Source organism: Salmonella sp. SAL04202 (assembly GCF_046550775.1).
Taxonomy (GTDB): domain Bacteria; phylum Pseudomonadota; class Gammaproteobacteria; order Enterobacterales; family Enterobacteriaceae; genus Salmonella; species Salmonella enterica.
The window spans coordinates 1,409,099-1,431,501 of record NZ_JBGDXK010000001.1 but is presented as its reverse complement, the minus strand read 5'-3'; the positions used below and the strand labels follow the sequence as shown (position 1 = coordinate 1,431,501).

Genomic DNA, 22,403 nt, shown 5'->3' with positions numbered 1-22,403 from the left:
AGCAAGCACTGAACGTTTGGATGCAATAAAAAATCTGTACAACTGTTATTAATGAACTTTTTGTATAAATATAATCGGATTTAACAATACTCATTGTACCTGTATTTTGCTCTTATCATGGCGTCTTTACGACGAAAGGGTGCTTTAGCGTGGAATATTCAATATTAAGTAACAACCTTAAAATGCCTATGGTGGGTTTTGGCGTTTTTAAGGTAACCGACAAAGAAGAATGTCAGCAGTCAGTGTTAAGCGCTATTCGCAGCGGTTATCGTCTTATCGATACCGCTGCGGTATACGGCAATGAAGATGCCGTTGGTGACGCTGTTCGTGAAGCCATCGCGACAGGTCTGTGTACCCGTGAGGAGTTATTTATTACTTCTAAACTGTGGGTGCAAGATATGGCTAACTACGATCTGGCCAAAGCAGGTATTGAAGCGTCGCTGAAAAAATCCGGGTTAGATTATTTTGATCTCTATTTATTGCATCAGGCAATGGGCGATTATTTTAGCGCGTGGCGCGCGCTGGAAGACGCTTATGAAGCCGGTAAACTAAAAGCCATTGGCGTGTCCAACTTCTATGCGCATGTGTTAGCCAACTTCTGTGAAACCGTCAGAATTACGCCAATGGTAAACCAGGTCGAATTGCATCCATACTTTGCACAACCCGCCGCGCTGGAAACCATGAAGCATTATAACGTTCAGCCTGAAGCGTGGGCGCCGTTAGGCGGCGGGAGACATAAACCGTATGAAAATGTCATGCTTCAAAGGATTGCCGATGCCCATCAAAAAACCATCGCGCAGGTTGTCCTGCGTTGGAACGTGCAGCGTGGCGTCACGGTTATTCCTAAATCCACTCGACAGGAACGCATTGAAGAGAACTTTGCCATCTGGGATTTCTCACTAACGGATAATGAAATGGCTCAAATCAACGCCCTTGATTTAGGCTACGTTGGCGAAGCGGTGAAGCATTTTAATCCTGAATTTGTTCGCGGTTGTCTTGGCGTTAAAATCCACGATTGATCCCGGCGCTTGCGGATGTTTTCTCGCATGAACAGCTTCTAACACGGTTGCCGGAGCGTAGACGGCAACCGTGTGATATTCGCCTGGCCGTCAGGCTCCGAAGGCACCATCGATGGTGTGCATCGCGCCAGTGACGAAAGAAGCTTCCGGACCGGCAAGCCATGCCACCATTCCAGCCACTTCTTCAGGTCTTCCGTGTCGTTTGATTGCCATGAAACTGTGCATCAGCTCTTTCATGGGGCCATCTTCCGGATTGATGTCGGTATCAATGGGGCCTGGCTGCACCACATTTATCGTAATCCCGCGGGGGCCAAAATCACGGGCCAGGCCGCGCGCCAGCCCTTGCAGGGCTGATTTACTGGCGGCGTACGCGGCCATTCCCGGTACGGGCATCCGATCGCCATTCACGGAACCGATAATAATAATGCGTCCACCTTCCGGCATGTTGCGGGCTGCTTCGACTGACGCATGGTAAGGCGCATGGATATTAATACGGAACAAACGATCTATCGCATCGCTATCTTGTTCCAGCGCATCGCCGAAGAGAGCCACGCCCGCATTGACGACCAGAATATCCAGTGGTCCGTACTCACGCACGAGGCTGATGACGGCATCCCGATCGGCGCTATCCGTCTGGATGGCGGTGCTTCCGGTTTCCGCTGCCAGTTTTTCGGCGGCTTCACGCGATCCGGCGTAGCTGAAAACGACCGATGCGCCGTCAGCGCTAAAGCGTCGTACAATAGCCGCGCCGATACCACGACTTCCCCCTAAAACCAGTACAGATTTGTTGCGAAATAGCGTCATCAGGATGTCCTTTATGATATTGTAGTATCCACTACAATATGCGTAATGAAATCATGCCGTCAAGGAGTTATGTAGTAATGACTACAAAACATAGCCGAACGCCGGGTCGCCCTCGCCAGTTCGATCCGGAGCAAGCCATTGAAACCGCTCAACACTTATTTCATTCGCGCGGATACGACGCGGTGAGCGTAGCGGATCTGACAAAAGCGTTCGGGATCAATCCTCCCAGTTTCTATGCGGCGTTTGGCAGCAAGCTGGGGCTGTATACTCGCGTATTAAAGCGTTACAGGATGACCGACGCGATTCCGCTCGGGGCGCTTCTGCGTCACGATCGCCCGACCGCGAAGTGTCTTATCGATGTGCTGATGGAAGCGGCAAGACGTTACGCTGCCGATCCTGATGCCACCGGATGTCTGGTTCTGGAGGGCGCTCATTGTAACGATAAACCGGCACGAGAGGCCGCCTGCGAGTTTTACATCGCTGCTGAAAACCTGATTCGCACTTATGTCGCCATGCGGTATCCGCAAGAGGCTGACCGGACGACGGACTTTATGGGGACGCTAATGGCGGGACTTTCCGCCAAGGCGCGAGCGGGGTATAGCCTGGAGCGTCTTCAGGAGAGCGTGCTTCTGGCTGGGGATGTGCTGGAGCGATTACTGCCGGATTAACGCAGCGCATCAAAAAACCTGAGCCAGTCAGATACGGACAAACAGGGAGCAATAGCCCTAATCATCCATCTTGCCGTTGCGGTATTCGGTAAAGTACATCAAAAATAGAGGTGTCAGGGAAACAAGAAATGCAAAAGTGTAGTCTTATTACGGTACTTAGCTTATCAGTGTTGATGCTAGCCGGATGTACAACGACCTATACCATGACGACCCGGACGGGAGAGATTATTGAAACGCAGGGTAAGCCGGAGGTTGACACCGCAACCGGAATGACGAAATACGCTGATGTTTATGGTTATCATCGCGTTATTAAAACCAGTGAAATAGTGCAGACGACAGAAGGCGCATCGAAGCTGGACTGGTAATGCGCTAAAGCAGTTGGGAGGCCGTGTCCAGTATGGGTACCGGACTGTTTCTGGGCCAGAATTGGATAGAGCGCCTGCATAGCCGAATTCCGGGTCTCGGCTTGATTTGTGTCGTCAGTTATTTGGTTGTTCCCTGTATAGTGAAGATAAACAGTACTCATGGCTAACGGTCTGTTTTGGATTGCTAACTATCCCGGATTCTGCGCGTTTTATTTAGTCACAACCATGGTTAAGAATATTTTGGGTCAGACTTACACGCCGGGTATTAAGATAATCCGTCGCATAGAGAGCTTGATCGGCATCATTCGGTTCAAGAAGAAACGGCGTGACTTTGGGTATGAGATCAGCAAACAGGTTATATTGATCCACAGAGGCAAAATGCCGGGTAGCGCTGGCCCAGGGCATTCGCATCAGCTCTGCGTAAGAAGGGGATAGTTGAACAGGTAAATCAAATTCTTTCAGATTAGCAAGCATCTCCTTATTCATATAAAATGTGACCCTGTTTCGCGAAAAGGTGTTAAGCACTGCCTTCAGTCGTTTAACTTTTGCTTCTTTACTCATGCTATTATCAAAAAAACGTGGTGAAAGCATAATAGCAATCGATGCATTTGATGAAATAACATTATGTAGTGGTTTCAGGGCTACAACAATCTGATCGTTTGTGAAGATACGCTGCGTACCAGAGGAGGTAGTATAGTTTCCACCCAGCCAGATCACATAATCTGTTGTTTTGAGGGGAAGCGCTTTTTCCGGTATATTACCCCTGTCAGGTGCCACTGTTTCAATTGCTAGTGAGTCTTGTCCCCAGACATTATTTACTTTAGAACTCAAAAAATTATATTCTGAAATATTCCTTAGTTTTAGTAGAGTTATCTGCGAGCGGGTAAAAAAGAGATTGAATCTCACTTTGTTCTGCAATTGCCGAAGTAATCTGAGCGTGTTCTGATCGATCAGATGACTATACAGACCAACCGTTTTTCCGGAAAGTATTGCTGAGGCATTGTTTGCAAGAAGCATCTCTTTTATAGCTCCTTGCCCAATAATCAGTACGCAACGGTATTTTTCTGGTCTGATTTTATCTATGGGGATATCGGTAAGATTGACCAGGTCAGGAGTGCCATGCCGCCAATTATCATGAATGACTGTGGCTCCGGAGGCGTCTCCTCCGGCTCCCCTGGTGATAATAAGAGGAGGGTGGGTACTGGCATGTGCGATATACGAAAAACAAGCTACCATTGCTAGCGCTGTGTTTCTGATGGTTGTATACATATCGTCTGCCCTGATTTCGAAAATATGAATAATGTCTCCTCTTATAATGTACATCAAAAAGAGAGCATTTTAATTAAACGTTATCTCAACGAGATAAAAGGTTAGCACAGTAAAGTATAGAGAGAATGTAATCATACCAACATTGTAAATGTGGGAGCATGAAGGCCCCGCAAGCCGCCCGGCCAGCATACTCCCATTAATAGTTAAAGTATGGACTTTGCTTTTACCGTAAACTGTAGCCAGTATTACCTGATTACTACACCGTACAGTACTGTCAGAAATCTGTCTCCGGTGTCGCGTGCACGCAATTTATTTTTTTCAATCCTTTCAAAACGTTAATTTATTTAATAGTCACTTATTTTACCAGAATGAATACTGAGAGTTTTATTACCGTTCTGAAAAGAGAAGACTTTTCAGATGAAATGCGTGGATGGTACGAAGTCATTACAGTACAGGGATGTAATAATAAAGATCGACAATGGATTCATTATTCTGTTGCTGTTGGACGGATGCCAAATGGAAGTATTCAATATCTTCTCCTTCTCTCCTGATAAGATTCAGTTTTGGCAATATACACATATATATTGTATTGGAAAATTGTTGATATTGTTCCTTATGACCAACGAAATGGAATTTTGCATATTTACCACATTTTATTACCCTCGACATGGGTATTTTGCCTCCATCGACGGAATTATGTTCCATACCAAAAAAACTGCTTACGGCGATGACCTGGTCTTTGGTATTATCCGGCTTAAAAGACGAGAGACAATAAACATTTTCGCCCCACGTTCTGAGCGTCTCATGAATGATTTTCCATTTTATAGGCGACGCTTTTTTAGGAAGGTCATTTGTTGCGATCTGATGAGACGTTTGAAATCCGAAAATTTCTTTTGACGTAAGCTGACAAATTTCGAACTGATAATGCTCATCACAGTCAAGCCAGTAGGGAGGCCGTAGGTTTCTGAGATCCCAGAAATCAGCCTTGCGATAGTTATTGGGATTGACGCCAAATGTTTTTTTGAACTCTCGACTATAGGACTGCACTGAATCAAACCCCATTCTGAACGCGATATCTGTGACCGACTGAGAGGTCAGCTTTAGCAGAGTGGCGCTTCTGCTCAACTTGCGTTGTCTGATATATTTTCCGATAGAGACGCCACACTTTTCTTTAAAAAAATCCTGCAAACTCCTTCGCGAATAACCTGTTATAACAACCAGCTTTTCAATATCAATCCTCTCTTCAAGATTTTTTTCTATTTGCTCTAATACTGAGACTATTATGGCTCTTTTCATCATCATTCCTCTTTATTGAAGCCGAAAATATAAACATTTAAGATGTTTGACATACTGTGTTATTAAACTGGTGGGGGTTGTTAGCTTTTCTGGCAAAACAAGAAAGATTTAAATTGCTTGACGTTTCTGAATAAACTTTACACTTGAAGATCGGCTTTTGCCAGTAAAGCTAAGTAATTAGCATGGCGAATGGCATAATTTCACAGGCGGTTAAAATGATTGAATAACCCTGAATTTTTAGCCCGTGAGATTATAAATCTCGTAATTATTTCTAATGATTTAATAAAAGGGAATTGTTTTGTACTTCAAAAGATCTTTATTAGCGTTAGCGATTTGTGCATCCGTGGTCTCAGTAGAGGCGGTGGCGAATACCAGAGCCAATGATATGGCTTCTTCTGCTACGCCTGCTTCTGTTGGTCACCGTCCTGTGGCAACGACTAATGCAAAAAAGATAGAAGTGTCTGGGGAACTGACGACCGGTTCAACCCTCCAGATAGCGGATGTTTTTATTAGGGATGAGGATGGGGATCCCTTATCGCTGGATAAAATGAATAATGCCGACGATATTAAATGGTATCTGGTGGATAATGAGGCCGCCGATCCTTCTGGAACCCCGGCGGCAACCGGGACGGCTTTTACCATTCCTGCTGATGCAGGCGGTAAAAAAATTAAAATCGTTTACCGAATTAAGACGGCAACGGGGACGCCGGATAGTGCATTCTTGCCTGCCACTATCTTATTAACTTCTGCATCTTCTGGGGTGGGCGGCGACTCCGCCGCAGACGGTACGATTTCTAATAAGCTACGTTCTGTCACTATCAATGTGGTGAATGAAAGTGGTAAACCGACTGATGAACTCAACGGTACCAATGACGCCAACACTCCAGTGGTAGGCGGCACCCTTGAAGCGGTACTGGAATGTGCCGCCACAGCGGCGGCTGAGTGTGAGGTCAGTAATTATAACTTTACCTGGCAGATGGCGGATGCCGGGACACCAGATAAGTTCACCGATCTGAATAATAACAACGCTGAAAAACATAAATATATTATTAAGGGAACCGAGCAGAATAAACTGTTCCGTGTCCACGTTACGCCTAAAACGACGAAAGCCACGCCGGAGAATAAACGCGCTATCCGTCGCTGATGGTTATCGCTAAATAAACATCTTATTTAAATACTCCCCCTGCCAGGCAGGTGGGTATAGCAGGAGGCAATAAAGTGGTTTTTTCTAAAAAACCTATTACTAAATATATAACCTGGGCCATTGTTAGCAGTCAGCTTTCACTCCCGGTTATCGCTGATAGCGATAATGAAATTCAGTCGTGGATTGCGGGGACGGCATCGTCTATTTCTCCGCACCTGCAGGAGGGGACGCTGGAGGATTATGCCAAAGGAAAAATAAAGGCATTACCAGGGCAAGCCGCTAATCAGCTGGTGAACGAGGGGATGAAGAGCGCTTTTCCGGAGATTATTTTCCGTGGTGGCGTCAATCTTGAAGATGGCGCGAAATATCGCTCATCAGAGTTCGATATGTTTATTCCCGTCCAGGAAACAACATCGTCTTTACTCTTTGGTCAGCTTGGCTTTCGCGACCACGACAGCAGCAGTTTCGATGGCCGCACCTATGTTAACGTTGGTATGGGTTACCGCCAGGAGGTCAATGGATGGCTGTTCGGCGTCAATACGTTTCTGGATGCCGACATCCGTTATTCCCACTTGCGTGGCGGCATTGGCGGGGAAGTCTATAAAGACAGTCTGGCCTTTTCCGGCAACTATTATTTCCCTCTCACCGGCTGGAAAACGTCAGCAGTTCATGAATTACATGATGAGCGTCCGGCATATGGCTTTGATCTGCGAACAAAAGGCACGCTTCCCGATTTTCCCTGGTTCAGTGGCGAGCTGACATATGAACAGTATTACGGAGATAAAGTTGATCTATTGGGTAACGGTACATTAAGCCGGAATCCCCGCGCCGCAGGTGCGGCTCTGGTCTGGAATCCTGTCCCCTTGCTTGAGGTCAGAGCAGGATATCGGGACGCCGGTAACGGCGGATCGCAGGCAGAGGGCGGTCTGAGAGTCAACTATTCCTTCGGTACGCCGTTACATGAACAGCTTGATTACCGCAACGTTGGGGCGCCGTCGAATACGACTAACCGGCATGCCTTTGTCGATCGTAATTACGATATCGTCATGGCGTATCGGGAGCAGGCCAGTAAAATCCGCATTACGGCAATGCCGGTGTCAGGCTTGTCCGGGACGCTAGTGACATTAATGGCGACGGTAGATAGCCGTTACCCGATTGAGAAAGTTGAGTGGTCGGGTGATGCGGAGCTTCTCGCCGGACTTCAGCTTCAGGGGAGTTTGGGCAGCGGCCTTATCCTTCCTCAACTTCCGCTGACGGCGACCGACGGTCAGGAGTATAGCCTTTATTTAACGGTGACTGACAGCCGGGGTACTCGCGTGACCTCCGAGCGTATCCCGGTCAGGGTGACACAGGATGAGACCAGTTTCCGTTCATGGATAAATGTTATCAATGACGATGTTCAGGTTGAGGACGGCAACTTTGTTATCAGTACGCCGCTTCCTGCCGGAGAAGAGGGGAAGGTTATTGAGTGGCACTACGTGCGCGAGCGTTCTGAAGAGGAGTGGACGTCGCTCAAACCACGTCATATTAAGTATCAATCAGATATGCCGGGTCTGGCATTTAAAGCGCTCGGTGGTACAGAGCGTGACGGCCATTGGGTTGAACGGGTTCTGGTGACCCATATCGGCGATGATGCCCGCTCGCTCAAATTACATATTGAAGCAAGCGGACCAGACGATAAACATCCGGTGAAGGGTACCGTACTACTACAAGCGCAGTCAGACAGTATTGCGCAGAAGGTCGCTTCTGTGGAGGTGCTTTTTACGCCGGGTACTGAAGAAGCCAACGGAAGCGTTACTGCGCCAGTCGTCGGAACAGAAATGCGAGCCAGAACGCTTTGTGTAAATAACACGGACTGTACTGATGCGTTTAATTATCAGTGGGAAATCTCGGATGAAATGAAATCCTGGCAATCCGTACCGGGGGCGACAAAGGCCACCTGGCTTATCCCTTATAGCCTTAACGGGGAACCGCTTCAGAATAAATATATCCGCGTCAGAATTATTTCTGATAAAGAAAATGCCAAGAGTTCTACCGCAGCATCTGATGCGAATTAATGTTTTAAAAAGGATCAACAGTGCGTATGTCGAAACATAATCTTATTATCTATAGCCTGCTTCTGGCGGCTGTGCCGATAAGCGTCTTGGCGGATTCGTCGACAACGTCCGCGGCAACCGTCGGGATGTTTTCTCCTCCTACGGCGCCGAGCGTTGGGCACAGGCCTGGGCAACCGAGGGCTGTCTTCCATTTCCTAAATGAGAAGGGGCAGGCTCTAACGTATGACGATTATTATGTGCCTTTTCCGGGTATGACACTAAAAAGATATTTAAGGTGGCGGGTCAGTGATCCTGATACACAGTATTATCAGGCTAGTGAAACGTTTACTGAGGCATGTACATATTATCTGGTTAATCGAGATGGTTCTCAGCATAAAATTAAACGTGAAAAACCATGTGAATATAGATTTGACTTCAGGGAGGAACATGTTGGTTCAAAACTAAAGTTGGAACTTTATAACGAAACGGATATGGCTTCAGCATCAGGCTACACGCCGGTGCCTACGGTCTCTGTACCCTTCTACTTTGAGTCAAAGGTCATAGTTAATATGCCTCCAGACTTAGCTATCGTGGATATAGATAAACCTGTTCTTTTGCCAGGAGAAAGCGCTATCGTAAAACTTATTTTCAAGGACAAAGATAACAACCCTATAAACGATCTTGAGGTAAGTTATTACTTTGGTTATAATGGGGAATGGGATATTTCCTCGGTCAAGAAAGGTTCTAATCCAGGCGAGTATATACAAACGGTAACCTATAAAGGTGCTAATGGCAGTAGAAACCCAATGGTATTCATCAAATATGATTATCTAGGCAAATCTCTTTTGTCTAAAGAAATTCGGATTACAGGGAAATAATTATGACGCCAACAACAACACAGGATTATATCTCATTGGGTCAGGAACACGCTGTCACCTTTGGCAAAACGCAACTGACCCTCAAACCCGGTATACTGGCTGAAGGCGAACCATTACCCTGCACAAAGGGGCTGGTGAGCCATAATTTATTACCGGGTTACTGTATCCCGGGGATAAAAAAGCAGATTATTGTCGTTCCGTCACTGGATACGCCAGTTTGTGAATGGCAGGTAAAAGACTATAGTGACCGCCTTAAATCAGCGGGTAGCCACTCAAACCGGGCGGTATATGTGCTGAGTATGGATACGCCATTTGCTCAGGCCCGTTTTATTCGGGAACATGATATTCATCCCGGCATAACCTTTGTTTCTGACTACGCTTGCCGCCAGTTTTTGGATAATTCCGGGCTGAAAATTAATGAGCTCAGTATTTTTGCCAGAGCGTTGATAGAGTGCGATGAAAATAATGTGGTTACGCGTGTTAGTGTACCACGAGATATCACTCATCTTCCTGTTTACTAATCACTTATATCAGCACCGTCCCTGCACAGAGAACCGAATAACCGGCAATGCAGGGGCGCAGGCATCCTCCTGTAGTGCCCCCACATTTAACACATATACTATTGCATCACGCATAAGGAACTGAAAATGATGCCAGCGGATGGGGCAGGTTAACGTTATGGCACCCCTGAATTTCTGCAATAATCGTCTGGTAACCGGAAAGCCACTTATGACTTTGTGATTTGGCCTGCTGGTGCTGTAAATTATTTATCAATAGCTCCATTGATTCGCGGGTCTGCCAGTAATAATTATTAACCATTCTTCCGCTGGCGGCATCGGTATAGCTTTCCATCCCAATATAGCCATCAATAGACTGCGTATAGCGCTCAATCCAGCCATCCAGTTGATAAAACTCTTCGTCGTACTCTTTTTTTTCGAAAATAAAACTTGTCAGAAACAGCGACATGGTATTTCTCCTGTTACGCAATATCAATCAAACACCTATCAACGTGGATTCAAAACGTAAACCTGGCATCATTTTTTCAAGGCCGTCAGTCAGCATGTTTCCTGCCGCGTACAATTCATCAACCGGCATTTCCGGCAAGCTTTCAAGGATAAACCACATCGCTTTATCTGAAGCGCTTAGTCGGGTACGTACTCCCTGACGCCAGTTCCAGCGCCGACAGGTGACGCCTCTGTCATCGCGCCAGATAACTTCGCCCGGTTCTGGCGACTCGGTGGCGGGTTGTCCTTCTTTCAGAGTATCAAATGTTTCACTACCGTCTGCGAAAACCAGCCGTGGCGATCCACAATAAGCCGCGCTATTTTCGCCGCCTACCGGTACGGCATAGCGCAGGCTCACCGCGTTATAAAGATCAACGACCGGATCCAGCGCCGCCATTGTTCCATCCTTCAACACGCGTTTTCGTAGCGCTTCAGCCGAGCAGGGGGTGCGCTTTGGTTTTGCGCCGAATGCTTTAAACACTGCATTCCAGGCGTCTATATGCGCCTGTGCCCACGTCGGTTGGCCGTTAATTACGGCCTGACAGGCCTCTTTTAACGCGATTTCTCCGACCTGCGCATCGCGAATCGGAGCGGCAATAACATTAATACTTAATGCACGAAAGCCGGGAGCGATACGGGCCAGTTCCGGGCTGATTGACGGTAACATAGAAGACATCGCATAATCCTGTAATGACTATTTTCTTCTATGATATCGACCAATGACCAAAAAAGTCAACTTATCGACCACGGCGGGCGCCGACGTCAGCACGATAAATGAAGCTGTTTCCCAACGTATCAAACAATTTCGTAGCCAAAAAAAGATGTCGCTGGATGAGCTTGCGCGGCGTTCCGGCGTCAGTAAAGGAATGCTGGTGGAAATTGAAGGCTGTAAAGCCAATCCAAGCATTGCGCTGTTATGTAAGATCGCGGCGGCAATGGGAGTGTCCGTGGCGGATGTTGTTAACGTCGCCAGCGAGCCGATGGTCCATCTTATCGACCGGGATGCTATTCCGGTGTTGTGGCGCGGCGAGAAAGGCGGCAGCGCAAAACTGATGGCGGGAACCAGCGGGCCGGATATGCTGGAACTCTGGCAATGGATAATGCATCCTGGTGAACAGTTTGAATCGGCAGGGCATCCGGCTGACACCTGTGAATTACTGTTTGTTAATCAGGGAACACTGACATTAACAGTCGACGGTAGACGCTTTATTATTCGGGAGGGCTGCTCCGCTGTAGCCAGAACCGACATGCCTCATGCCTACGTTAACGACACTAATGAGGTGCTTGAATTTACCATGACGGTGAATGAAAAGAGCCGTTGATCACCGTAAGGCGCTAACAACCCGTCATTCGGACAGGGAAGCCTCGGCGCCCGATAAGCGTTATCGGGCACCGGCTATCTTTTATTTTGTCGCAGGCGCGGCCTCCGGGTCATCGATATAGAGCGTCTGGCTTGGGAAGGCGAAGTCAGCGCCGTTTTCCTGGACAATCGCAATAATTTTCAGGTAAACATCCTGCTGTACGGCAAGCCATTCCTGCCATACTGTTGTTTTGGTAAAGCAATACACCATAATATTCAGCGAAGAGTCGGCGAATTCATTAAAATAGACCAACAGCGTCTGTTTCTGATCGATATCGCTGTGCGCCTGCAACATGTTTCTGATAGCGTCAACAATGAGGCCAATTTTGTCGGCATCTTCGTAACGTAATCCAATAACCGTTTTTATTCGACGATTGGTCATCCGTCCCGGATTCTCAACGCTAATGGATGAAAAGACGGAATTAGGCACGTACAACGGGCGGTGGTCGAATGTGTTAATTCGCGTAATTCGCCAGCCGATTTCGGCGACCGTACCTTCGATATTTCTGTCAGGAGAACGAATCCAGTCTCCGATACTGAAGGGGCGATCGAAATAGAGCATAATACCGGAGAAAAAATTGCTCAGGACATCTTTGCCCGCCATACCAACAGCGATACCGCCGATACCGCCAAAGGTCAGCAGACCGGACAGACTCATGCCAAAATGTTCGCCATACAGTAAGACAATCGCGACAATAATGGTTATTTTTATGACCCGTGCCAGAATACGGGTACTGGTCACATCTCTACCTTTATTGACCTGTGCTTTTTCAAATTGGTTAATAATCAGGAAAAGTTTTATCGTCAGAATAAGCGCAATGAGCGAGGTGCAGATAAAATCAATGATCCCGGAAGAGATAAAACGCAAATTATAATCTTCAATAGCATTATTCAGGATGCTCCCGATGGTCCCAATAATAATCGCATAAATAAAAAACTGTGCCGCATGGAACGTGAATCCTTTCTTCCACTGTACGTTACGGCTGAGCCAAAATCTCACGACCAGCAACGCCATACCGCAACTGAAAAGTATCGCCAGATTAAATGCGTTTTTGAGAAAAAATTCAGTGAACATTATTGTTTTCCGCTCCTTCCTACGATAACAGCTCAGAATGACCTGATTAACAGGTATTTTACCCAGGATAAACGCGTAGATCATCGATAAGTAAAAAGAAGAAATAGTGCTATCAGCTTTAATCTCAGCGGTTTACTTTTTATGTAAATACAATGTCACGTTTTATGGAGCAGACATCGCGTGATTGTCATGGTATTGTTGCTATCAGGTAACAAAGTCATCTGTAAAGGACAATACTATGATCATGATGAAGCTGAAATCGGCGAAGGGGAAAAAATTTCTGTTATGCCTGCTGGCAGTGTTTATCGTTGCGGCATCGGTGGTAACGCGCGCGACTATCGGCGGTGTGATTGAGCAATATCATATTCCACTGTCCGAGTGGACAAGCTCTATGTATGTCATTCAGTCGGCAATGATTTTCGTTTACAGTCTGGTGTTCACTATTCTGCTGGCGATTCCTTTGGGGATCTATTTCCTCGGCGGAGATGAGTAACAGGAATAGGGTATTGGCCGGATGGCAATGCCATCCGGCAGGACGCAAGAGGGATTAATCGTCCTCGTCGTCCAGTTCCACCGGTGTTTGATACTCATCAGGCTTAATGACTAACAGGTCGCAGCGCAGATGGTCAATGACCTGTTCGGCCGTGTTCCCCAGAAACGCGGCTGAAAGTCCGGTACGTCCAACGGTGCCAAGCACAACGATCCCCGCCTGGAGATGTTCGGCAAGATCCGGGATAACTTCTTCCGGCAAGCCTTTTTCTACATGCGTAACTTTTTCATCGATGCTGAATTTCTGGCGCAGCGCTTTCATCGCCAGTAAATGCTGGCCTCTGATGGCGTCGTTATACACGCTGGGATCAAATTCCGGCAGCTCAATGGCGATATTGATTGGCGTAACGGGGTAGGCGCCGACCAGGTGCACTTCGGTATGATTAACCTGCTCCGCCAATTGTAAGGTCTCTTTTACCAGCTTTTCGTTGAGAGCATTGTGATAGGGCTCTTCGCTTGCCAGGTTCACGGCGACCAGGGCTTTACCGCCCTCTGGCCACGGCTGATCTTTGACCATCCACACAGGGCTTGGGCATTTACGCAGCAAATGCCAGTCGGTAGGGGTAAAAATGACCGCTTCCAGTCGATCGTGCTGATGCGCCATTTTCAACACCAGATCGTGACTGCCGGCGATAACCTCCTGGATGATGGCCTCAAAGGGACGATTGTGCCAGACCACTTTAATTTCAATGGGGACACCGGCTTCAAGATAATATTTCGCCTGCTCACGTATCCAGGCTGTGCGTTGACTTATTACGCCCTGACGCATTGCGGTGCGTTCGTCAGGAGAAAGCAGGGTGGTCATCTCATACGAGAAATCGTAAATAGGCAGGAAAGCTTTAATTTTGCCGCCAATCCGTTGATGCAAATAAACTGCTCGCCGTAATGCGGGTTGGTCGTCCTGATTGGGATCGATGACCACCAGCATATTTTGATACATAGCCATACAGGGTCTCCTTACAACTGTCATCGCAGTTTGTAACTAAAGAGTAACTCAAATATGGTGAATGAAACAGAGGAAGCGCTTCTGCCAGATCAATAAATGAGAAAAATTTAACGATATGGCAGAAGATAACATCAATGGTTTAGCTGACGTTTAAGCGACGTTGCGGGTATGACCGGCGAGGGCCGCCAGCGCATCGCTGTTTTCAATAGTAATATACTTACCTTTCACCGCCAGCATACCGCTTTTCTGGAAACGCCCCAGCAGACGGCTAATAGTTTCGACTGTTAAGCCCAGATAGTTGCCGATATCGCCACGGGTCATCGTCAGGCGGAATTCACGCGGTGAAAAACCACGCTGCGCAAAGCGGCGGGACAGGTTGTAAATAAACGCAGCCAGACGTTCTTCGGCGTTTTTCTTCGACAATAACAGGATCATATCCTGATCGCCTTTAATTTCACCGCTCATCAGACGCATCATTTGCTGACGCAGGTTAGGCATTTTGCCGGACAGGTCATCCAGTGTCTCAAAAGGTATTTCACATACCATTGAGGTTTCCAGCGCCTGTGCAAAGCTCGGATGATGACCGCTGCCAATGGCGTCAAAACCCACCAGGTCGCCTGCTAAATGGAATCCAGTAATCTGCTCATCGCCTTGCTCGGTAATGGTGTAGCTTTTAATCGTTCCGGAGCGGATAGCATAGAGCGATTTCAATTCATCACCTGCTTTAAACAGAGTTTGCCCTTTCTGAATGGGCTTTTTGCGCTCGATGATATTATCAAGCTGATCAAGCTCATGCTCGTTAAGTGTGAACGGGATGCAAAGCTGGCTGATACTGCAATCCTGGCAATGGATAGCACAACCGCCAGACTGAATGCGCCGTATAATTCGCTTTTCCGGGATCATAGGTCTGCTCAAGCCGTAATTGATATTTGTCAATTTTAACATCTTTTTGGTGAGCGCGTAAGTCTGAGCTATCCCGGAGAAGGAATAATTCAAGCATAAGTTTGATGAATACTTTTATCTATTTGAAAATACGTAATTTATTTGTTGTTGCTTTACATAAAAGTGTGACCGATAAGGCACTTTTTGCCTGTATATTCATAATAAAAGATAGCCTTCATGGCGTAATAGCCACTCTTTTCGCTGCACGCCACCAGCGTATCCGGTCAGAGTACCGTTACGCCCAATGACGCGATGGCAGGGAACAACAATACTGATGGGGTTAGCGCCATTCGCAGCACCGACTGCGCGTGCGGCGCCCGGTCGTCCCAGTTGCGCCGCCAGCTGACCATAGTGCATCACCTGCCCGCAGGGGATAGCGCGCAACGCCTGCCATACTTCCCGTTGAAAAGGTGTGCCCCCCGTGGCGGTTTCCAGGGTATCAATTACGGCGAGATTGCCTGCAAAATAATCTGCAAGCTTATCGCTGAGTCCACCGGGGTTAGTCGCAGAAACGCGTTCATAGCCTTCGTGACAGTAGTGGATATTTAGCAGTTGCTCCATACGATCGCGGTACTGTTCCCACTCAATGGCCCGCAGTCGAAACTGCTCATCGCAAACCACCCATAACGGACCTAATGGCGTGGCTATCTTCTCTTCAAGTAATCTCAGCATCCGTTCTCTCACATCGTCTTAATCTAACGTAAGAGACAAGATATCATGCCAGGAATACCCGCAACCATACTCCTTAAAAGATAGTCAGGGATAACACATTTAGCGACAGTAATATCGTAGGCGGAGAAAAAGAGAGCCTGGCGAGGCGGTTAATTGCCTGACATTGTCGCTGTTATTGGAAATAACTGTAAACCGTTGTCGGTATAACAGGGCACGGTTATGATAACGGCAGTCGCAAAAACGCTGGAGGATGAACCATGAACCTTGACGATAAAGCGCTGTTTCTTGACGCCATGGAGGATGTCCAGCCGCTGAAACGCCATACTGATGTACACTGGCAGCCAACGCGTAATCTTAAAACGCCCCAGCGTATCGACACGCTTCAGCTTGATAATTTCCTGACGACGGGCTTTCTGGATATTCTGCCGCTGAATGAACCGCTGGAATTTCGTCGGGAAGGATTGCAGCAGGGTGTCATCGACAAGTTACGCAGTGGGAAATACCCTCAGCAGGCCAGCCTCAATTTGTTACGCCAGCCGGTCGAAACGTGCCGAAAAATGCTATTTCGTTTTATCCTTGAGGCGCAGAAAGAGGGGTTGCGTAATGTCCTGATCATTCATGGTAAAGGGCGAGAGGCGAAGTCGCATGCCAATATCGTCCGAAGCTATGTGGCCCGCTGGTTGACAGAGTTTGAGGATGTACAGGCTTATTGTTCGGCGCTGCCACACCATGGCGGCGGCGGGGCATGTTATGTCGCGTTACGTAAAACGGTGCAGGCTAAACAGGATAACTGGGAGCGCCATGCGAAGCGTAGTCGGTAAATCGTTGCCGCTGGCGGACAGGACCGCCAGCGCAAGCTCGCCACAGTAATAACACGGAGAAACAGTCATTCGCTTATTTAAGCGTCTATTAAAATATACTGGCTTTCGACTTAACTATTAAGCAGAAAATGGTGATAAGTACATCACTTGTCAATATGGATGGATGAATATCCTGGCATAGCGAATATAGGTGATTTTATCTGTTGCACTAAGGGAAATGGCGATGGTCTGGTATTGAATATGGAGAATGTCAAAGAAACGAATGGCAATAGGTATCTGAAATGCTATAAAAATAAAACCTGTCTCCTATCCTGGTTGTAGGCCGTCAAAAATGTTGAGAAATATCAGCGTCAGGACATGCATTATTCTATTCATGGTATGTACGTTTCTTTTGGTGGATACTTTACAAATAGCTTTTCTGCACGATCTCCCTATTTTAATTACGTGTAATATCATTTATCTGATCTCGGCATTACTGCTTTGGTGGTATATGACCTGCTATCTGGTAGTGCCGATTAATACCGTGAAGAAAAGTATTGAAGAGGTCGCAGCAGGAAACTTGTCTATTCATATCTCCGAATTTGGCAATAATTGCGCCGGACGACTCATCCCCGGGATTAATAGCCTGTCGGAGAATATTTCCGCGCTGGTACGTGAAATCAGATCCTCTTCGCAAACGGCAATGACCCTTTCCGAACAACTGGCGGCGCGCAGTATGTCGCTATCCGTAAAGACGGAACAGCAGTCGGCCTCGTTAATTCAAACTGCCGCCAGTATGGATGAAATGGCGGCGAGTACCAAAAACAATGCGGATAATACCCGAATGGCGAGCATACAGGCGGATTGTGCAACCCAATGCGCCCGTAAAGGCGGTGAATTAATGGTGCGGGTTACAGAAAATATGCGTTCTATTACCGACTGTGCCTCGCAGATGACGGAGATTATTTCATTGATTGACGGTATCGCATTCCAGACTAATATTCTGGCGCTTAACGCGGCGGTAGAGGCTGCGCAGGCGGGCGATCATGGAAAAGGTTTCTCCGTGGTGGCCGGGGAAGTGCGTAATCTGGCGCATCGTAGCGCTGAGGCGGCAAAAAATATCAAGGCGCTGATCGACGTTACGCATGACAATGTGCGGCAGGGGGCCGCCATAGTGCAGGAGGCTGAAAAAAATATGCAGGAGATTGTTGGCGGTTCCGGGCAATTAAACGTGCTGATGAGTGAAATTTCCACCACCACGCGGGAGCAGGAAAAAGGCATTAACCAGATAACCCTGGCGTTGAGCGATCTGGAAAGCGCAACCCATAGCAATGTTTTAATGGTTGAAGCGTTATCTGCTTCTTCGGATGTTTTAAAGGCGCAGGTGATCGAGTTACAGACTAAAACCGACAAATTTCGTTTAAGCCAGCCGGGTTACAGTGAACATGCGCTGTCGCGCTCTCATGTATCACCTCTTTCGACCATCACCAGGCGCGGCCAGGCCTGATAATACATGTTTGGTAAGCGCCTGTTGCTAAGGCGCTTTTTTCGCACGTTCCCGTCATTCTTTTTGCGCAATGAGAAAATGAGAGATTGCTTAACCTTTCCCGAAAGCTAGACTAACGGCATGAGAGTTGTAACGTGGAGGCGCTGTGGAAGCCATTAAGGGATCGGATGTGAACGTGCCGGATGCCGTTTTCGCATGGCTACTGGATGGTCGTGGTGGAGTAAAACCGCTCGAAGATAATGATGTGATCGATAGTCAGCATCCCTGTTGGCTACATCTTAATTATACCCACCCGGACAGCGCCCGCTGGTTGGCTTCAACGCCTTTACTCCCCAATAACGTGCGTGATGCGCTGGCTGGTGAAAGCTCGCGCCCGCGCGTAAGTCGTATGGGGGAAGGGACGCTCATTACGCTGCGCTGTATTAATGGCAGTACTGACGAACGCCCGGATCAATTAGTGGCAATGCGTTTATATATGGACGAGCGATTCATTGTGTCTACCCGTCAGCGAAAGGTTCTGGCGCTGGACGATGTGGTCAGTGATTTGCAGGAGGGCACCGGGCCCGTAGATTGCGGCGGCTGGTTAGTGGATGTGTGCGATGCGTTAACCGATCACGCCAGTGAATTTATTGAAGAGCTACACGATAAAATTATCGATCTGGAAGATAATCTTCTCGACCAGCAAATCCCACCGCGCGGTTTCCTCGCATTGCTACGTAAACAGCTAATTGTTATGCGCCGCTATATGGCGCCGCAGCGCGACGTCTATGCCCGGCTTGCGAGTGAACGGCTGCCGTGGATGAGCGACGATCACCGGCGCAGAATGCAGGATATCGCCGACAGGCTGGGAAGGGGGTTGGATGAAATTGACGCTTGTATCGCGCGTACTGGCATCATGGCGGATGAAATTGCCCAGGTGATGCAGGAGTCTCTGGCGCGCAGAACTTATACCATGTCGCTTATGGCGATGGTTTTTCTGCCCAGCACTTTTTTAACAGGGTTATTTGGCGTTAACCTGGGCGGTATTCCCGGCGGCGGATGGCGGTTCGGCTTTTCTCTGTTTTGTATTCTGTTAGTTGTCCTGATCGGTGGTGTTACTTTATGGTTGCATCGCAGTAAATGGTTGTAACAAAAGCGCTTTTCAGACCATTTCGGGTGAAAAAACGCCGAGAAATTTGAGCGAAGTCAATAAACCATCTACCTATTCGGGGCAATATCTCTCTCGCAGGTGAATGCAACGTCAAGCGATGGGCGTTGCGCTCCATATTGTCTTACTTCCTTTTTTGAATTACTGCATAGCACAATTGATTCGTACGACGCCGACTTAGATTAGTCGGCTTTTTTTTGCCTGTAGAATATCAGCGTCTACCCTTTAAGAGTCTGAATGACATTCTGGAGGGTAATATGAGCTGTCTTTTGACCTTATTATATCTACACTCGTCCTTGTCGGACCCGATTCCCACTGACCCTGTTCCCATTCCTGAGCCGCTTCCCCGTCCTCAGCCGATGCCCGACCCGCCGCCGGACGAAGAACCGATTAAAATGTCGCATCAAACGCGCGGATCTGCGAGGATACGCGCCTGCTGACTATGAGTCGTTACCGCGAGAGTAAATTGTGACCGCTTTTTCAACCCTGAATGTTTTGCCCGCCGCCCAGCTCAATAACCTTACTGAGCTGGGCTATCTTGAGATGACGCCTGTTCAGGCCGCAGCATTACCTGTCATTCTGGCGGGAAATGATGTGCGTGTGCAGGCCAGGACCGGTAGCGGCAAAACGGCGGCGTTTGGTCTTGGGCTCTTGCATCGAATTGATGTCACTCTGTTCCAGACACAGGCGTTAGTGCTTTGTCCGACGCGGGAGCTGGCGGATCAGGTTGCCGGAGAGTTACGTCGCCTGGCCCGTTTTCTGCCAAATACCAAAATTCTGACCTTGTGTGGCGGGCAACCCTTTGGCGCACAGCGCGACTCGCTTCAGCACGCTCCGCATATCATTGTCGCGACGCCGGGGCGCCTGCTGGATCATTTACAAAAAGAAACCGTATCGCTGGATGCGCTGCACATTCTGGTAATGGATGAAGCAGACCGAATGCTGGACATGGGATTCAGTGACGCCATTGATGAGGTGATCCACTTTGCGCCTGCGACGCGCCAGACGTTATTGTTTTCAGCAACCTGGCCTGAGGCCATTGCGGCGATTAGCGGTCGTGTACAGCAGCAGCCAATACGTATTGAAATCGATACGGTAGATGCGCTACCGGCTATCGAACAACAGTTCTTCGAAACGTCTGCGCATGAAAAAATTTCGCTGCTACAAACGTTGCTTAGCCAGCATCAGCCAGCGTCCTGCGTGGTGTTTTGCAATACCAAAAAAGATTGTCAGGCCGTTTGTGATGCGCTTAATGCGGTAGGACAAAGCGCGTTGGCGCTCCACGGCGATCTGGAACAACGCGACCGCGACCAGACGTTGGTGCGTTTTGCAAATGGCAGCGCGCGCATTCTGGTTGCCACCGACGTTGCCGCGCGAGGGTTAGACATTAAATCGCTCGAACTGGTGGTTAACTATGAACTGGCCTGGGACCCGGAGGTGCATGTCCATCGTATTGGCCGTACGGCGCGCGCGGGAAGCAGCGGCCTGGCGATCAGTTTCTGCGCGCCGGAAGAGGCGCAGCGGGCGAATATTCTTTCAGAAATGCTGCAACTCAAGCTGAACTGGCTGAATGCGCCCGCCCGGCAGCCGTTACTCCCTCTGGCCGCAGAGATGGCTACCCTATGCATTGACGGCGGCAAAAAAGCGAAAATGCGTCCGGGAGATATTTTAGGCGCGCTGACCGGCGATATTGGATTAGACGGGGCGGATATTGGCAAAATTAACGTGCATCCCATGCACGTTTACGTCGCCGTACGTCAAGCAGTAGCGCAAAAAGCCTGGAAGCAGTTGCAAAACGGGAAGATCAAAGGCAAGTCATGCCGGGTACGGCTATTAAAATGATCGATAGCATGGCGTCTCAGCGGAGTGCTGAGACGCCTGCAGATTATTTCACTTCGATAACATCAAGCCGCAACGCCTCTAAGGAGGTGTCATCTTCTTCCGGCTGCCAGCCAGCGGGCTGCAAGGGAATCTCTTCACGATCGAACGCTAAATCGCCGCCGTCGACGACCTCGGAACCGTGAGTGATCCCTTTGAAATCGAACAGGTTAGTGTCACAAAGGTGAGACGGCACGACATTCTGCATGGCGCTAAACATCGTCTCGATCCGTCCAGGATAGCGTTTATCCCAGTCGCGTAGCATGTCGGCAATCACCTGGCGTTGCAGGTTGGGTTGCGAACCGCACAGATTACAAGGAATGATAGGAAAGGCTTTGGCCTCAGCAAAACGGATAATATCTTTCTCGCGGCAGTAAGCCAGCGGGCGGATCACGATATGTTTGCCGTCATCGCTCATCAGCTTCGGCGGCATCCCTTTCATTTTTCCGCCATAGAACATATTCAGAAACAGGGTTTGCAGAATATCGTCGCGATGGTGGCCCAGGGCGATTTTGGTCGCGCCCAGTTCAGTCGCCGTACGATACAGGATACCCCGACGCAAACGCGAGCACAGCGAGCAGGTGGTTTTTCCTTCCGGAATCTTCTCTTTCACAATGCCGTAGGTGTTTTCTTCGACGATTTTATATTCTACGCCTAGCTGCTCAAGGTAGGCTGGCAGGATATGCTCCGGGAAACCTGGCTGCTTTTGATCGAGGTTGACGGCGACCAGTGAAAAATTGATCGGGGCGCTTTGCTGCAAATTACGTAAAATTTCCAGCATCGTATAGCTATCTTTGCCGCCAGAAAGGCAAACCATAATGCGATCGCCTTCTTCAATCATATTAAAATCGGCAATCGCTTCGCCAACGTTACGGCGCAGGCGCTTTTGCAACTTGTTGAGGTTGTATTGCTCTTTCTTTGTATTCTTTTGAATTTCTTGCATTATTTCAGTTCTCTGGTACTAAATGGGGCAAATTGGGGGCAAACTTTGCAACTACGATAACCGCGCATTCAACATCGCTACTTGTTCGTCGTTCATGTCAT

Annotated in this window: 23 protein-coding genes; 13 read left to right on the top strand and 10 right to left on the bottom strand. The window is 48.3% G+C overall.

All coding sequences use genetic code 11. The features are described from left to right. Positions 1 to 149: 149 nt before the first annotated feature. Positions 150 to 1,019 (top strand): aldo/keto reductase, encoded by an 870-nt coding sequence (locus ACLJQJ_RS07120; protein WP_000456775.1) that lies wholly within the window; start codon positions 150 to 152, stop codon positions 1,017 to 1,019. Between the two features lie 90 nt (positions 1,020 to 1,109). Here the strand turns inward: ACLJQJ_RS07120 and bdcA are convergent, their stop codons facing one another. Beyond that, on the bottom strand, positions 1,110 to 1,823 hold the full coding sequence (gene bdcA / locus ACLJQJ_RS07115; protein ID WP_020839314.1) for an SDR family oxidoreductase: 714 nt from the start codon (positions 1,821 to 1,823) through the stop codon (positions 1,110 to 1,112). 77 nt (positions 1,824 to 1,900) lie between these two features. On the opposite strand from bdcA, the gene ACLJQJ_RS07110 reads away from it, so the two are divergent. Then, entirely contained in the window at positions 1,901 to 2,491 is a 591-nt protein-coding gene (locus ACLJQJ_RS07110; protein ID WP_000208474.1) for a TetR/AcrR family transcriptional regulator, read from the top strand. Between the two features lie 128 nt (positions 2,492 to 2,619). Next, entirely contained in the window at positions 2,620 to 2,856 is a 237-nt protein-coding gene (locus tag ACLJQJ_RS07105; RefSeq protein ID WP_001168017.1) for a YgdI/YgdR family lipoprotein, read from the top strand. A gap of 213 nt (positions 2,857 to 3,069) precedes the next feature. Here ACLJQJ_RS07105 and ACLJQJ_RS07100 read toward each other — a convergent pair whose 3' ends face one another. Both ACLJQJ_RS07100 and ACLJQJ_RS07095 read right to left on the bottom strand, forming a co-directional pair. Beyond that, on the bottom strand, positions 3,070 to 4,179 hold the full coding sequence (locus ACLJQJ_RS07100) for a hypothetical protein (RefSeq protein WP_063809281.1): 1,110 nt from the start codon (positions 4,177 to 4,179) through the stop codon (positions 3,070 to 3,072). A 390-nt stretch (positions 4,180 to 4,569) separates the two neighbouring features. Then, complete coding sequence (locus tag ACLJQJ_RS07095) at positions 4,570 to 5,427, bottom strand: GyrI-like domain-containing protein (protein ID WP_077950945.1); 858 nt, start codon at positions 5,425 to 5,427, stop codon at positions 4,570 to 4,572. A 292-nt stretch (positions 5,428 to 5,719) separates the two neighbouring features. Between ACLJQJ_RS07095 and zirU the strand changes: the two genes are divergently transcribed. The 4 genes from zirU (at position 5,720) to ACLJQJ_RS07075 (ending at position 10,000) form a co-directional block, all read left to right on the top strand. After that, entirely contained in the window at positions 5,720 to 6,565 is an 846-nt protein-coding gene (gene zirU, locus ACLJQJ_RS07090) for a two-partner-like secretion system exoprotein ZirU (RefSeq protein ID WP_063809279.1), read from the top strand. Positions 6,566 to 6,639: 74 nt separating this feature from the next. Beyond that, the gene (gene zirT, locus ACLJQJ_RS07085) at positions 6,640 to 8,622 is read left to right on the top strand and encodes a two-partner secretion translocator ZirT (protein WP_063809278.1); all 1,983 of its coding nucleotides are present in this window, start codon (positions 6,640 to 6,642) and stop codon (positions 8,620 to 8,622) included. A 26-nt stretch (positions 8,623 to 8,648) separates the two neighbouring features. After that, positions 8,649 to 9,479, top strand: coding sequence for a ZirS family two-partner secretion-like system exoprotein (locus ACLJQJ_RS07080; protein ID WP_031605286.1), 831 nt, complete (start codon positions 8,649 to 8,651; stop codon positions 9,477 to 9,479). A 2-nt stretch (positions 9,480 to 9,481) separates the two neighbouring features. Continuing rightward, a complete protein-coding gene (locus ACLJQJ_RS07075) occupies positions 9,482 to 10,000 on the top strand; it encodes a redoxin family protein (protein WP_031605287.1) in 519 nt (172 codons plus the stop codon). 106 nt (positions 10,001 to 10,106) lie between these two features. On the opposite strand, the gene ACLJQJ_RS07070 is transcribed toward ACLJQJ_RS07075, so the two are convergent. Both ACLJQJ_RS07070 and ACLJQJ_RS07065 read right to left on the bottom strand, forming a co-directional pair. Further along, the gene (locus ACLJQJ_RS07070) at positions 10,107 to 10,445 is read right to left on the bottom strand and encodes an antibiotic biosynthesis monooxygenase family protein (protein ID WP_000051812.1); all 339 of its coding nucleotides are present in this window, start codon (positions 10,443 to 10,445) and stop codon (positions 10,107 to 10,109) included. Positions 10,446 to 10,472: 27 nt separating this feature from the next. Then, complete coding sequence (locus ACLJQJ_RS07065) at positions 10,473 to 11,159, bottom strand: B3/4 domain-containing protein (protein WP_017441303.1); 687 nt, start codon at positions 11,157 to 11,159, stop codon at positions 10,473 to 10,475. 43 nt (positions 11,160 to 11,202) lie between these two features. Here ACLJQJ_RS07065 and ACLJQJ_RS07060 point away from each other — a divergent pair, with 43 nt between their 5' ends. After that, entirely contained in the window at positions 11,203 to 11,805 is a 603-nt protein-coding gene (locus ACLJQJ_RS07060) for a helix-turn-helix domain-containing protein (RefSeq protein WP_000163371.1), read from the top strand. 81 nt (positions 11,806 to 11,886) lie between these two features. On the opposite strand, the gene ACLJQJ_RS07055 is transcribed toward ACLJQJ_RS07060, so the two are convergent. After that, positions 11,887 to 12,918 carry a mechanosensitive ion channel family protein gene (locus tag ACLJQJ_RS07055; RefSeq protein ID WP_063809277.1) on the bottom strand — a complete coding sequence of 344 codons (1,032 nt, stop codon included), beginning with the start codon at positions 12,916 to 12,918 and terminating at the stop codon, positions 11,887 to 11,889. 238 nt (positions 12,919 to 13,156) lie between these two features. Here ACLJQJ_RS07055 and ACLJQJ_RS07050 point away from each other — a divergent pair, with 238 nt between their 5' ends. Further along, positions 13,157 to 13,411, top strand: coding sequence for a DUF2534 family protein (locus ACLJQJ_RS07050; RefSeq protein ID WP_063809276.1), 255 nt, complete (start codon positions 13,157 to 13,159; stop codon positions 13,409 to 13,411). Positions 13,412 to 13,465: 54 nt separating this feature from the next. Here the strand turns inward: ACLJQJ_RS07050 and uspE are convergent, their stop codons facing one another. The 3 genes from uspE to ogt form a co-directional block, all read right to left on the bottom strand. Beyond that, positions 13,466 to 14,413, bottom strand: a complete 948-nt coding sequence (gene uspE / locus ACLJQJ_RS07045) for a universal stress protein UspE (RefSeq protein ID WP_001262138.1) — start codon at positions 14,411 to 14,413, stop codon at positions 13,466 to 13,468. Between the two features lie 150 nt (positions 14,414 to 14,563). Next, entirely contained in the window at positions 14,564 to 15,316 is a 753-nt protein-coding gene (gene fnr / locus ACLJQJ_RS07040; protein WP_000611914.1) for a fumarate/nitrate reduction transcriptional regulator Fnr, read from the bottom strand. Between the two features lie 195 nt (positions 15,317 to 15,511). Continuing rightward, the gene (gene ogt, locus ACLJQJ_RS07035; protein ID WP_000945031.1) at positions 15,512 to 16,027 is read right to left on the bottom strand and encodes a methylated-DNA--[protein]-cysteine S-methyltransferase; all 516 of its coding nucleotides are present in this window, start codon (positions 16,025 to 16,027) and stop codon (positions 15,512 to 15,514) included. Positions 16,028 to 16,284: 257 nt separating this feature from the next. Between ogt and smrA the strand changes: the two genes are divergently transcribed. The 4 genes from smrA (at position 16,285) to dbpA (ending at position 21,323) form a co-directional block, all read left to right on the top strand. After that, the gene (gene smrA / locus ACLJQJ_RS07030) at positions 16,285 to 16,848 is read left to right on the top strand and encodes a DNA endonuclease SmrA (RefSeq protein ID WP_001046799.1); all 564 of its coding nucleotides are present in this window, start codon (positions 16,285 to 16,287) and stop codon (positions 16,846 to 16,848) included. 331 nt (positions 16,849 to 17,179) lie between these two features. Next, entirely contained in the window at positions 17,180 to 18,334 is a 1,155-nt protein-coding gene (locus ACLJQJ_RS07025; RefSeq protein WP_063809275.1) for a methyl-accepting chemotaxis protein, read from the top strand. 145 nt (positions 18,335 to 18,479) lie between these two features. Next, on the top strand, positions 18,480 to 19,463 hold the full coding sequence (gene zntB / locus ACLJQJ_RS07020; protein WP_000387373.1) for a zinc transporter ZntB: 984 nt from the start codon (positions 18,480 to 18,482) through the stop codon (positions 19,461 to 19,463). Between the two features lie 486 nt (positions 19,464 to 19,949). Then, the gene (dbpA, locus tag ACLJQJ_RS07015; RefSeq protein ID WP_063809274.1) at positions 19,950 to 21,323 is read left to right on the top strand and encodes an ATP-dependent RNA helicase DbpA; all 1,374 of its coding nucleotides are present in this window, start codon (positions 19,950 to 19,952) and stop codon (positions 21,321 to 21,323) included. Between the two features lie 43 nt (positions 21,324 to 21,366). Here dbpA and ttcA read toward each other — a convergent pair whose 3' ends face one another. Beyond that, positions 21,367 to 22,302 (bottom strand): tRNA 2-thiocytidine(32) synthetase TtcA, encoded by a 936-nt coding sequence (gene ttcA / locus ACLJQJ_RS07010; protein WP_001156210.1) that lies wholly within the window; start codon positions 22,300 to 22,302, stop codon positions 21,367 to 21,369. Between the last annotated feature and the right edge of the window lie 101 nt (positions 22,303 to 22,403).